The 12,771-nt window shown below is 48.9% G+C and carries 13 protein-coding genes and 1 pseudogene; 13 read left to right on the top strand and 1 reads right to left on the bottom strand.

All coding sequences use genetic code 11. From position 1 onward, the window contains the following. The first annotated feature begins 241 nt into the window (after positions 1 to 241). Positions 242 to 1,150, top strand: a complete 909-nt coding sequence (locus AWQ23_RS15140) for a zinc ribbon domain-containing protein (RefSeq protein WP_071884973.1) — start codon at positions 242 to 244, stop codon at positions 1,148 to 1,150. Between the two features lie 3 nt (positions 1,151 to 1,153). Here AWQ23_RS15140 and AWQ23_RS15135 read toward each other — a convergent pair whose 3' ends face one another. Continuing rightward, positions 1,154 to 1,834, bottom strand: a complete 681-nt coding sequence (locus AWQ23_RS15135) for a hypothetical protein (protein ID WP_062436991.1) — start codon at positions 1,832 to 1,834, stop codon at positions 1,154 to 1,156. A 100-nt stretch (positions 1,835 to 1,934) separates the two neighbouring features. Here AWQ23_RS15135 and AWQ23_RS15910 point away from each other — a divergent pair. From AWQ23_RS15910 to AWQ23_RS15075, 12 genes and pseudogenes are all read left to right on the top strand, one after another. After that, a protein-coding gene (locus AWQ23_RS15910) for an IS5 family transposase (protein ID WP_157072193.1) occupies positions 1,935 to 2,728 on the top strand; the annotation gives its coding sequence in 2 pieces (ribosomal slippage) (positions 1,935 to 2,271 and positions 2,271 to 2,728; 795 coding nt in all). 480 nt (positions 2,729 to 3,208) lie between these two features. Continuing rightward, complete coding sequence (locus AWQ23_RS15120; protein ID WP_030008123.1) at positions 3,209 to 3,484, top strand: hypothetical protein; 276 nt, start codon at positions 3,209 to 3,211, stop codon at positions 3,482 to 3,484. A 250-nt stretch (positions 3,485 to 3,734) separates the two neighbouring features. After that, a complete protein-coding gene (locus AWQ23_RS15115; RefSeq protein WP_083500769.1) occupies positions 3,735 to 4,475 on the top strand; it encodes an SH3 domain-containing protein in 741 nt (246 codons plus the stop codon). Between the two features lie 209 nt (positions 4,476 to 4,684). Then, positions 4,685 to 6,037 carry a cytochrome P450 gene (locus tag AWQ23_RS15110; protein ID WP_062436987.1) on the top strand — a complete coding sequence of 451 codons (1,353 nt, stop codon included), beginning with the start codon at positions 4,685 to 4,687 and terminating at the stop codon, positions 6,035 to 6,037. After that, positions 6,037 to 6,282, top strand: a pseudogene (locus AWQ23_RS16390) (DUF433 domain-containing protein). The gene AWQ23_RS15110 and the pseudogene AWQ23_RS16390 overlap by 1 nt, the downstream one beginning before the upstream one ends. Positions 6,283 to 6,612: 330 nt before the next feature. Further along, positions 6,613 to 8,139, top strand: a complete 1,527-nt coding sequence (locus tag AWQ23_RS15105) for an energy transducer TonB (RefSeq protein ID WP_232309020.1) — start codon at positions 6,613 to 6,615, stop codon at positions 8,137 to 8,139. Between the two features lie 65 nt (positions 8,140 to 8,204). Further along, the gene (locus tag AWQ23_RS15100) at positions 8,205 to 9,110 is read left to right on the top strand and encodes an MORN repeat-containing protein (protein ID WP_062436983.1); all 906 of its coding nucleotides are present in this window, start codon (positions 8,205 to 8,207) and stop codon (positions 9,108 to 9,110) included. Positions 9,111 to 9,228: 118 nt separating this feature from the next. After that, positions 9,229 to 10,194: an iron ABC transporter permease gene (locus AWQ23_RS15095; RefSeq protein WP_062437163.1), complete on the top strand. Its 966-nt coding sequence runs from the start codon at positions 9,229 to 9,231 to the stop codon at positions 10,192 to 10,194. After that, complete coding sequence (locus AWQ23_RS15090) at positions 10,194 to 11,231, top strand: iron ABC transporter permease (protein ID WP_062436981.1); 1,038 nt, start codon at positions 10,194 to 10,196, stop codon at positions 11,229 to 11,231. Before AWQ23_RS15095 ends, AWQ23_RS15090 begins: the two co-directional genes overlap by 1 nt. 3 nt (positions 11,232 to 11,234) lie before the next feature. Next, the gene (locus AWQ23_RS15085; protein WP_062436979.1) at positions 11,235 to 12,050 is read left to right on the top strand and encodes an ABC transporter ATP-binding protein; all 816 of its coding nucleotides are present in this window, start codon (positions 11,235 to 11,237) and stop codon (positions 12,048 to 12,050) included. Positions 12,051 to 12,154: 104 nt separating this feature from the next. Next, positions 12,155 to 12,397, top strand: coding sequence for an AbrB/MazE/SpoVT family DNA-binding domain-containing protein (locus AWQ23_RS15080; RefSeq protein ID WP_030008115.1), 243 nt, complete (start codon positions 12,155 to 12,157; stop codon positions 12,395 to 12,397). Between the two features lie 11 nt (positions 12,398 to 12,408). Next, a complete protein-coding gene (locus tag AWQ23_RS15075) occupies positions 12,409 to 12,735 on the top strand; it encodes a type II toxin-antitoxin system PemK/MazF family toxin (protein WP_157072259.1) in 327 nt (108 codons plus the stop codon). The last annotated feature ends 36 nt before the right edge of the window (positions 12,736 to 12,771 follow it).

Here is a 12,771-nt window from a genome sequence, read left to right as displayed (position 1 = left end):
TGCTTAATCATGTCTCTTAAAGCCTTTTGATACAATATAAATAAAGGGGATTTCCTAAAGAAAAGAAACTATTTTGTTGTTAAAAGCAAAGCTAGATCGGTTAGCTATCAAAAAACTAAAATCTTTCTAAAGAAACTCTTTTCTCTCAACCCCAAACTATTTATCTGAATATCATCCCTTACAGGAATTTTAATCAATTAAGGTTAGTTGTGCTTTTTTTGCTGCGTTTGGTCTAACTGCCATGACTACTCCCCATTTTTGTATGCAATGTGGTGCTGCCCTCAACCCAGGCGATCGCTTTTGTGAGGTGTGTGGCAGTGCAACCACGCCAGCTTATCCAGCGGCCCCTCCCCCAAGACCCCAGGCACCCCCACCCAGTCGGTCAAACGGGAACTGGATTTTGGGTTTAGGCATTGTCGTAATCACCGGGCTAGGCATCTTCTTCCTGAAGGATCCGGCTCAGTTACTGAAATTTTTAGGGCAACCTGAAGCCAGTACACCCCAAACCCAACCCGTTGGGGAAAATCCACCGCCATCACCCACAACCCAAGCGGCCGTGACCCTCGATGATTTTGTGGGGGCTTGGATTCCGGCAGAAGGAAATCCAGGGGAAGAGACAGACACCCTCGTGCTCTACCGAGAAGGTGACAAAATTGTGGCGGACATTGAAGGCGATCGCCTCGAACTTTCTAATCTCACCAGTCGGACATTATCGGGTTATGTGTGGAGTGTCTATGAAGACGTACCGACGCCCGTGGATGCCGAACTCAACGAAGATAAACAGCGCATTACTTTCACGGTCAGTCCCCCCAATAGCGAGCCAATGGTGGCCGTCGCCCAACGGGTACAACCTGGCTCCAGGAACTCTACCACAGCACCAATCACCACACCTTCTACCCCAGAAATCACCGAGGCGATCGCCATTGAACAGGTAGCGAATTTAGCGGCCGTCAGCGAATGGCAAGCACTCGTGCGTACCGTTGCCCCCCAAAATAGCACTCACATCGAAGTCGTCGAACAAACGCCCAGCAATTATTTAGTCCATGTTTATGAAATCGTTAATAATCCCGGTGAACCTAGTCATACTGCGACTTATGGCTGGTACGAAGTGGATCGTCAAACGGGGATGGTCTTCGAAATGTTGCCTTAAAGCTTACCCTGGGGGAGAGTCTTGAATCGTAGTTTGACTAAAATGTTCGAATAAATCGTAGGCTGCACCCCGATAACGCCGGGGAATGGGAATTCGCAGGTTGTAATATTGCATCCCCGCCTGGGAAGGATAGCTCAGTTCAAAACAAAGACAAGGGGCCTGGTTTTCGCTCGCCGGACGGAGGCTCACCTGTTCCAATTGCAAGTCCAACTCTCCCCAATGGACAAAGTTACCGCGAAAATAAATGGCACTACTGGCGATCCACACCTCGCCCAGGCGATGGCGATCGCGTTTAAACCGCAACCAAGGCAAACCATAGGCCAGCAAACTTACCAAGATAATCAGCCCCACCATGACGAGAAACACAATAAAACCTGCCTCCGGATCAAACAGCCAAAAGCCGCCGCCGATAAGCAATGCCCAACACGCGACGATGAAGACTAAGGGCAATTTTTCGTCAATTTGTTCTTGACGTTCCCTATCAAGGTACTGGGCCCATTCTTGCGGTTCGTAGGTCCAGTGGGCCAGGAGATTTGTCCCGGCAATTACCCGATCCAGAAGCACCGCATTGCGCCAAAATATCAAGAGCGTGACTAGAGCAGAGATGGCGAGAAACAGAGCGCCGAAAGTAATGGCAAAGCCCCCATCCATCCCATCAAGCTGAATCAGGGCGGGCAAAAACATTAAGAGGGTGTTTATAAAGTAAAGATAAAGAGAACAGGATTGTTGCCCGTGAAGTCGTTAAGGTCAAGCATAAGCGTAACGACACAGGAGAATAGCACCAATGTCTCAAGCTTCTTACCCCAGTGACCTGACCGATGCAGAATGGGCTTTACTAGAACCCTTGATTCCTGCTCCAAAGTCCGGCGGTCATCCACGTACTACTGATATGCGACAGGTCTGCAATGGGATTTTCTATCTCCTCAAAACCGGTTGTCAATGGGCCTATCTGCCCAAGGACTTTCCTCCCTCCTCCACGGTGTACTACTACTATCGCAAATGGCAGAGGCAGGGAGTTTGGGAAAACATCAACCATGCTTTGCGGACTCGCTGCCGTCAAGCAGTGGGGAAAACCCCAGAACCTAGCGTCCTGATTGCCGATAGCCAATCGGTCAAGACAACAGAAAAAAGGGCGATGTCTATGGCTTCGATGGCGGGAAACAGGTCAAAGGAAGACGGAGAAACTTGCTAGTCGATAGTTTAGGGTTACTTTACAAAGTGATGGTCTCCGAGGGAAATAGCTCAGAACGAACCTTTGCCCTTGCTGCAGTGATGGAGCTAAGGGAGCAGCAACAGCAGATGTTGAAGCGATTGCGGTTGATGTGGGTAGATGCTGGATATCGAGGAGGACGCTTTGCCTTAAGTCTTTGGTTAATGGTGCAAGCAAAGGTGGAAGTGATTAGCAGAAACAGTAAAGAATTCATGGTACTCCCGAAGCGTTGGATTGTTGAACGTACATTTGGTTGGTTGAATTATTATCGTCGCCTTAGTAAAGACTATGAGCAATTATCAGAAGTGTCGGAGGCAGGGATTTATGCTTCCATGAGTCGTCTGATGTTACGTCGGCTAACATCCTAAAGATTTACTTTATAAATGGCCTCTAAGGCGATCGCCCCAGCCAAAACAACACCAGCGCTGACTACTACGGGGTAGAGGGGATTGGGAATCGGTTGTGATTTCATCAGGCCGCCTATCAACCCAAAGAAGTTTTGTATTTTTGTAGACCAAAAGTTTTTTTGAATAAATTATTTTGGCCTGTAACTTAACCCCTGATGCTAATCCTATTCTACTGAAATCTACAGAATGTAGATAAGCTCAAGGGTTTAAGGGATCCAATCGTTGGATGGAGCAACGATGTTATCTACGCTTAAAAAGTTTGTATGTCTGCCAGATTGTCAAGCCTTAACGCAGTAAAATTAACATTGCGTTACAATGTGGCCAAGGCGAAAATATCAATACCCCCTAAAAATCGAGAATCACGATCCTCGCTACGAGAATTGCAACTGACTCAATATTTACGGCGATCGCCTTTACTGACAGCTACTGGTTTACCGACTCATGTTTCCTAACCTCCTCAATGCCACCCAAGAATACTGGCGCAAGCTAGATGCCCTGGAAGCACGGTATCAACAGGGAGAAATTTCGCTACAGGAAGTTGATGCAGAGGTAGCCAGACTAATGCGAGAGTTAGGCGATGAGCGACGCCGCAGCCTACGTAGTTTTAAAAATATGCTGCAAGGGTGGTTTCGTGATCAAAAGGAATTCGTTTACGGATTGCTCCTAGTTGTCGTTGTTGCCTATGGCTGGGTCATTTCAACGACACAATTATCCTAAAGCGAATCCCGAAGTCCAAAGCGATATTTTAGATCCCATAGATGGCATTTAAAATAGAGTTATGAGTGCCACAAACCATCGGTTGTCTAGATTGATTTTTCTATGCGGCTGTCTATACGTTTTAGCGAGTTGTCATCATAGATTGCCCCAGGAAAACGCGTCCCCAAATTTAAAGCTCTCAGAAACAACCGAAACGTCTTCTAAGGAAATTATTAGGGGTCAAGCTGATTGGCAAACCCGTCTGCAAAAAATGGGTGCAAAAGCAGAAGATATTTACTACATCAAATTTTATAAAGATGCCGCTGGTCGAATGCATGGCAAAGTGACCAGAGATTATGGGGGCAGCGAGGTGGTTTTTGAACTGGGACTCATTTCCTGGGCACCAGAAACAGTACAGCTTGCAAGGCAAACCAAACAGCAATTTGGTGATGTGATGGGGGCTCACTTTAACATCCATGGTCTACAAAAAAGGACATCCTTGGGAATCCAGAACTTTATGCAGATCCATCGTGGCTTTGCGCTCCATGCCCCTATCTGGGGAGAAGGCCCTCTGCAACATAACGGCTTCATTGATCTCAATGGCCATGGCTGTGTTCGCGTGACAGAACACCAACGTCTCTATGATTTAGCGAAAAGCCTAGAGGGCTATTTGGCCTATGGCCAGGGTCTACCTATTTTGGTCGATTATTCCGTCTTCATCGACACTGACGCGGTTGTACCGTCAACGATCCAATCTCTCCTACCCGCTAATCTGCCAACCTGGTGTGCAATTAATGTTTCCGCAGATGGAGGTCTAGGCCGCGTTCGAGTAGAACCGTCTACCGATTCTACGATTGTCCAAGAACTCACGCGAGATGCGAAGGTAAGGGTTGAGGAGAAGGTGATGGGTGAAAATGTCAATAATGTAACGGATTGGTATTTTGTTACCTTTACTCTCGGCGGCCCTCAGGCAGGTTATATTCATGCTTCACTGCTTGATTGCACCCGATAGAAGGACAGTTTTCTCAACGCTGTATCTTGTGAGGGTGTTGCCATTGGAAATGAATTTATTTGAAGGTGCTGGTTAGGATACGGTTTATAAAACCAATGAGGCCAATGAGGGCGGCAGATTTGCTGTCTTATCTGAAAATTTACAACCATAGGGCAATTTGTTACCTTACCTAATGGCTTGATAAATATACGACTCTTTGGCGATCGCCCATGACTTCCCCCAGTAAACTGCCCTTACCTCCCGGAAAATTCGGTTTGCCTGTAATTGGCGAAACCATTGAATTTTTCACAGACCGTAATTTTCAAAAAAAGCGATTAGAGAAGTATGGTGACGTTTTCAAAACAAATATTTTTACCAAACCCACGGTGGTAATGGTTGGGGCAGAGGCCAATGAGGTGTTGTTCCGCAACGAAAATAAATATGTCAAGGCAACCTGGCCAAAAAGTACCCGGATTCTCCTCGGTGCCGATTCCCTCGCTACCCAGGAAGGTGGTATTCATAGTTCCCGGCGGCGCATTATCTTTCAAGCATTTCAGCCCCGCGCCCTAGAAAGTTATATTCCCACCATCGAAAAAATTACCCAGCGTTATCTCACGGAATGGGAGCAAAAACAGGAATTTGCTTGGTACGACGAACTCCGCAAATACACATTTGACGTCGCCAGTACCCTATTTATCGGCAAAGATGGCGGTGCGGAAACGCCCTTAGCGAATCTATTTGAGGAATGGGTTAAAGGATTATTTTCCCTACCGATTAATCTTCCCTGGACGGCCTTCGGTAAGGCGATGAAGTGTCGGCGAAAACTGCTGCGCGAGCTAGAAATGATTATTGGCGATCGCCTGAAAACCTACGATGCCAATGCAGAACCCACCGATGCCCTTGACCTACTGATTCGGGCGAAGGATGAAGATGGTAATGCCCTTTCCATCGATGAACTGAAGGATCAAATTCTGCTGCTATTGTTTGCTGGTCACGAAACCCTTACTTCGTCTCTGGTGTCTTTTGGATTATTGGTCGGACAGCATCGCGACGTTTTTGAAAAAATCCGTACGGAACAAGACGCGTTGGACATTGGCAATGGGTTAGATATGGCGACGCTTCAACAGATGACTTACCTGGATCAAGTTTTCAAAGAGGTTTTACGACTTGTCCCCCCAGTGGGCGGTGGTTTCCGGGAAGTAATCAACACCTTCGAGTACAAAAATTTCCAAATTCCTCAAGGTTGGGCGGTTCAGTATCAAATTGCCCAAACTCATAAGGATGAAGCCCTGTATCCTGATCACGAAAAATTTGACCCGGAGCGTTTTTCACCGGAACGTCTGGCAGATAAACAGAAAAAGTTTGGCTTTATTCCCTTCGGCGGCGGTATGCGGGAATGTATTGGCAAAGAGTTTGCCCGTCTAGAAGCAAAAATTTTGGCATCGATGCTTGCCCGTGATTATGACTGGGAGTTATTACCTGACCAAGACCTATCGATGCAAGTGATTCCGACGCCATTGCCGAAAGATGGTTTACAGATACGCTTTTATCGACGGAAAGAATCTTCATCAACAACAGCATAGTGCTATTCCCAAGAGAAACGAACGACCAGGACATCATCCCCTAGAGCTAGGTAAACACAGTAGTAAAGCCCGTGTCCGGAGCATGAGTATCACTGTCTTTGGCATCTGGCATGACTCAAAAAGAAATCCTTCACGATTTCCCCCATCTAACAGAACAAGATATTCTCGCTTGTCTTAGCCCTGCCGCTGACCGGGAGCAAAGAACGATGACGATTGTGGTATGGAGCTACTTTTGCAAGATCTGACTAAGGCGATCGCCTCTTGATTTTTAATGACTTTGCTTACACCTTACGCTTTAGAAAGATACCAAAACAAAATAAGCTTATTTTATTGAAAAAAATTTAAAGTAGTTGGAAAACCGTTCAAATGGTGACCTGTCAGGTCGTTGACGCTTAGAAAAAGACTGGAAAATCTGTTAGCTCGAACCTCTTTGGGAATTGAAACAATATTCTCTATTTACCCAAAAGCCAGTAAACCGCTTAAAATGAAATCCTTTTTATTGAAATAGATTCTTATTACTGATAAGCTGTAGATTGCTTTACAGTAACTTTGCAACTGATGGTAAGGAAAGCCCCATGAGTATGTCTGACCTTTGTCAGCAAGAGCGGCAAAATGAACAAGAAGTCCTGAAAAAATGGTTGGCCTGCGGGTTGACAGGCTCTGTTGTCCTCCACGCAGGGGCTTTGTTAGGGTTGCGCTGGTTACCCCCGGTAGAAACGGTCTCTACGGAACAACCGCCCTTAGAATTTATCGTCACTGAAACGCCGCCTGTTGAAGAGCCGGAAGTCACGGAAGAAACACCTCCAGAACCCCTGGACACTCTGCCAACATCTGCGGCAACTCCGAGTGTGCCTGCTCCAAGTGCAGTGACCAATAGCCCTGTGCCAATCCCCCAGCCAACGGTAACGGCTGCGGCTCCTACAGTTCGCCCCCAGGAAGCACCGCCTGAACCTGGGGTTCAGGAAACGACCTCTGAGCCAGAATCCCAGGAATCTGCGTCCGAACCGGAACCTCCGGTGTCCGAGGATGCCCCTGCTCCCCTATCGCCTGAAAATTCAAACCCATTGCGGGGTCAACTACAGGCCGCCGCATCAGGAGCCGAGCGCAATGCCACCACAAAGCCTGGGAGCACGGCAACCGGAGCGAACCGTTCTAAGCCAACAAGTCCTGGTGTTTCCTCCGCCCCCCTTAGTGCAGCCAATAATGCAGGTCTCCGTGGCAGCCTGCAGAACGAAAATCGCCAAGGTAATCCCAACACAAACAGTAGCGGTAGGCCCGGCAATCAAACAGCAGCTCAACGGTCTGCTCCAACTCGCCCAAGCAATAATCCCCCTGCGGCCCCTGTCGCATCTGGAGCCGGTTGTTCTGCCCCCAGCCAACCGCAGTTTCCTGCTTCCCTTGCCTCTAGGGGAATTGAGGCAAGACCTGTGGTTGAGGTGATTACAAGTACAAATGGCAGTGTGGCCCAAGCAAGAATCCTGCGCTCTAGTAATTACTCAGCCCTTGATCAGGCGGCCCTCTCCGCTGCCCGGGGCATTCGTTGTCCCAGTGGTGAACAGCGGCGGGTACGTTTAGCGATTAACTTTGCGCAACCGGGCACTGACTTTGAACGGGAGGCTAAACAGCGCCAAACGGAAGCAGAGGAGCAACGCCAAGCTGAACTGGAACGGCAGCGACAAGCCGAGGCCGAACGTCAACGCCAGGCGGAATTAGCGCGCCAACAACAAGAACAACAGAAAAATCAAGCCCAAGAACAGCAAGCCGCTCAGGAACAACAGGCCGAAGCTGAACAACAACGTCAAGAACAGAATCAAGCAGCCCAAGAACAACAACGCCAGGCGGAAGCCGAGCAACAAAGACAGGCCGAGGCCGAACGACAGCAACAAGCAGAAGCGGAAAGGCAGAGACAGGCGGAAGCTGAGCGCCAACGTCAGGCAGAATTGGAGCGTCAGAGACAAGCTGAACAGGAAAGACAACGCCAGGCTGAGCTTGAGCGTCAGAGACAGGCGGAAGCTGAACGTCAACGCCAAGCCGAACTAGAACGGCAGCGTCAACAGCAACAACAGCAACAGGCAGCATCCACACCGGAAACGGGTGGTTAGGTCTGATTGGTTCGTATGTTTTGAGTCATTACTTTATTTAAATATTTGAAGATTGCAATTAGATTATGGTCATTTACAAAACATTTTTTTCTTTGGGTTTAGCGGCTTTAGGCACTCTCTCTACAGGGGCGATCGCCAATGCGGTGACTATCTCTTTACCGAATGGTGGCCAATGCGAGGGGGAACTAGTGGAAGGTCAACTCCAGGGCCAGGTCACTTGTGAATATGGCAATGGCGATCGCTATGAAGGCGAATTTATCGCGGGGCAAAAAGAAGGGGAAGGGATCTATACTTTTGCGACGGATGGCCGCTATGAAGGGGAATTCCAAGGTGGACAGATCCAAGGTGAAGGTATCCGGGAATATGGCAACGGCGATCGCTACGAAGGCGAGTTTGCAGCAGGACAACCCCATGGCCAAGGCACTTTTACCACTACCGATGGCGGCAGCTACACTGGCGAATTTGTTGCCGGGGTACCCAGCGGCGAGGGGACTTTCACTTACCAAAATGGCGATCGCTGTACGGGTACAGTTGTAGAGGGAAATCTCACGGGGCCGGGTTCCTGTGAATATAGCAATGGCGATCGCTATGAAGGCGAGCTAAAAAACGATCTCCCAGATGGGGAAGGAACATTTACCTTTAGTGATGGCAGCCAGTACACCGGAGCAGTGGCCCTCGGCGCAATTACCGGCCAAGGGGTTTATACCCTCGCCAATGGCAATGAATATGCTGGCGAATTTGTGGGTGGTAACTTTGTGGGCCAAGGCACTTTTACTTACCAAAATGGCGATCGCTGCGAAGGGGAGTTTGCCGATAATCTGCTCAACGGCCAAGGGGTCTGTGAATATGCCGACGGCGATCGCTACGAAGGCAATTTTCAAAATGATCTTTACCAGGGGGCCGGTGTTTACATCTTCAGCGATGGCACGCGCATTGAAGGCACCTGGGATGAAGGGGAATTAGTTGAATAATATTCTTATTTCTGATTTTTTCTAAGGCTTGTCCTATGCCGTTTCGGTTGATTTTTCGATTGTTGTGACCCAAACCAATTTTTTTTCCGCTTTATTTTTACCCCGATCAATGCGTCTCATGGGAGGTTTATTGATCAGCTTTGCCTTACTTCTGGTGAGTTTTTTAGCTAGTCTGAATTTTGGGGCGGCTGATATTTCTGTGGCAGAAATTTATGGGTCAATTTTTCAATTTGATGGGTCTACGGAACAGCTCGTAATTCGGACAGTCCGTTTACCGCGATCGCTCATTGCCTTGGTGGTCGGTTCAGCTTTGGCCGTTGCGGGGAGCCTGATGCAGGGGATTACCGGAAATCCTTTAGCTTCTCCGGCGATTTTGGGGGTAAATGCGGGGGCGGCCTTTGCGGTGGTGTTAGCGACATTAATTGGTGGCGGCAATTCTCTTAATCTCTATGCCGGGTTTGCGCTCTTTGGGGCCGGTTTAACGGCGGTTTTAGTCTATGGCTTTGCGTCCCTGGGTCGGGCTTCGCCGCTCAATTTGACCTTGGTGGGAGCTTCTTTTACCGCTTTTCTCGCGTCCATGACCAGCGGCATTTTAATCGTCAGTCAACAAACTCTAGATCAAATTCGTTTCTGGTTAGCGGGTTCGGTGGCAGGTCGAGATCTTGATTTGCTTCTCCAGGTTTTGCCCTATTTAGTGGTGGGTTTATTGCTTTCTTTGAGCCTCGGTAAACAAATCACCCTGCTCAGTTTGGGGCAGGATATGGCCCAGGGATTGGGACAAAATACCCTCGTGATTAAGATCTTGGCGGCGGTTTGTGTGCTGCTGTTGGCTGGGGGGAGTGTGGCGATCGCCGGGCCGATTGGCTTTGTGGGACTGATTGTGCCGCACATGACCCGATTTTTGGTGGGGACGGAATACCGCTGGATCTTGCCCTATGCAGCGGCAATGGGCGGAATTTTGCTGCTGTGGGCGGATATTCTGGCGCGGTTGCTCATTCAGCCCCAGGAATTGCCCGTTGGTTTGGTGATGCCTCTCATTGGTGCGCCGTTCTTTATTTACCTGATTCGCGCCAAGGTGAAATGATGAGCAAAACCCCCCTAACTTTTCGGCCTCATTTTTTGCCCGTTTCGTTGCAGTTAGACCGACGGGTGCCGTTGGCGATCGCCTTTTTATTCATAAGTACCCTCGCGGCGATGATCATCAGCTTGGGGGTGGGGGAATTTTTTATCCCGCCCCTGGGAATTCTCCAGACATTACTGGGTTTCAACGGCGATAGTGACGCCAGCTTTGTGCTGCTGACCCTGCGTTTGCCCCGAATTTTAGTGGCTTGGTTGGTGGGAGTGGGTTTGGCGATCGCCGGAACGATTATCCAGAGCTTGACCCGCAATCCCTTAGCGGAACCGGGCATTATCGGCATCAATAGCGGTGCGGCCCTGGCGGCGGTGAGTTTAATTGTGATCTTTCCGGGCGTGTCTGTGGCGGTATTACCCTTAGCGGCCTTTGGGGGTGCTTTGGCCGTAACGCTTTTAATCTATTGGATCGCTTGGCAGGGAGGCAGTTCACCCTTGCGCCTCATTTTAGTGGGCATTGGTTTTAATTTGATTGCGGCAGCCTTGACCAATTTACTCGTCACCTTCGGCAACATCAATCAAGTTTCCCAGGCGTTGGTGTGGCTGGCGGGTAGTGTCTATGGGCGCAGTTGGGAACAGGCGATCGCCCTCGTGCCGTGGATCGTGATTGGCAGTAGCGTCGCTTGGCTCATGAGTAAAGAATTAAACGGCTTTCATCTCGGTGATGACCTCGCCCAAGGTTTAGGGGTTTCCATCGAGGTGCGACGGGGATTATTAATCTTGGTCAGTACGGCCTTGGCCGGGGCAGCGGTGGCCACGGCGGGGGCCATTGGGTTTGTCGGTTTAGTTGCACCCCACATTGCGCGCCAGTGGGTTGGCAATGTTCACCAAGGATTATTGCCGACTGCGGCGTTGATGGGCGGCTGCTTGGTGGTGGTGGCTGATCTGATTGGTCGCGTTGTTTTTGCGCCCTTGGAATTGCCCTGTGGCATTATTACCGCGATCCTCGGTGCCCCCTATTTTCTCTATTTATTGATCAAACAACGTTAAACCATGAGCCAACTGAGCGCGAAGCAACTCACCTTAAATTACGGCAAGAAGACAATTGTCGAGCAGTTTAATCTGACGATTCCTGCTGAAAAAATTACGATTTTAGTAGGGGCGAATGGCTCAGGAAAATCAACGCTTTTGCGGGGTTTAGCGCGACTGCTCCCCCCAAAACAGGGCAATATTTACCTCGATGGTAAGGCAATTCAAAAGTATTCCAATCAGGCGATCGCCAAACGACTGGGCATTCTCCCCCAAAATCCCACGGCCCCAGAAGGGTTAACGGTGCGGGATCTCGTTGCCCAGGGCCGCTATCCTCACCAAACTTGGTGGCAGCAGTGGTCAAAGGAAGATGAATATTACGTCGAAAAAGCGTTGCAAATTACGGGAATGCAAGAATTTGCAGACCGGGATCTGGATACTCTGTCGGGTGGTCAACGGCAGCGGGCTTGGATTGCGATCGCCTTGGCGCAAAACACTGACATTTTATTACTGGATGAACCGACAACTTTCTTAGATTTGGCCCACCAAATTGAAGTTTTAGATCTGCTGTTTCACCTCAACTGCACGGAGGGTAAAACCATTGTGATGGTGCTCCATGAGTTAAATTTGGCCTGCCGCTATGCGGATCACCTCGTCACGATTAAAAACGGCAAACTCTATAGCCAAGGCCACCCCAGCGAGGTGATGACCCAAACGATGGTGGCGGATGTGTTTCGGTTGCAAGCGGAAATTATCCCCGACCCGATCACCCACACGCCGATGTGTATTCCCATTTCCCAAGGCGATCGCCAACTCGTCAAAGATCATCAGAAATATTAGGCGATCGCCTCCATAGAAAACAGGTCAGCTTTAGCACTAACGACTTTGATAATGATCGTGTTGTATACTCAATGTATAAACACTGTATTTGGAGATTCCCCCACATGATCACCCAAAAAATCACGAAATGGGGCAACTCTTTTGGTATTCGCTTGCCTCAATCCATGCTCCAGCAATGCGGTTGGCAGGAAGGGGAACAAGTGACGATATCAATGGAAAACAACCAAATTATTTTGAGCCTTGCTCGACCAAAATATAGCCTTGCGGAATTACTCAAGGATGCAAAACCTGAAGCACAGCATTCTGAAGTGGATTGGGGGGAAGCCCAAGGAGAAGAGTCTTGGTAAAAATTAACGGCATGGTTCCTAAGCGGGGAGATATTATTTTTCTCGAACTGAATCCCCGCACAGGTAGTGAACAATCAGGTTATCGTCCGGCGATCGTGATTTCCCCTGAGGAATATAATCGTATTTCTAATCTGACCCTAATCTGTCCAATCACGAGTAAAGAAAAAGGCTGGGTGTTTGAGGTGAAACTTCCGCCTAATCTCAAAACCCAAGGCGTCATTCTGGTCGATCAAATCCGGGCGGTGGACTGTCGAGCCAGGAAAGCAAAAATTGTGGAACAACTTCCCCTTGATACTCTTAATGAAATACTCGCGAGGTTAGAGCCTCTTTTGACTTAGCTCAGTCCTGTTCTACAAAAGTTTTTAATCAAAATT

It is taken from the genome of Picosynechococcus sp. PCC 73109 (assembly GCF_001521855.1).
Taxonomy (GTDB): domain Bacteria; phylum Cyanobacteriota; class Cyanobacteriia; order Cyanobacteriales; family MRBY01; genus MRBY01.
The sequence above is the reverse complement of the archived record's forward strand: the minus strand, read 5'-3'. Positions and strand labels throughout refer to the sequence as shown.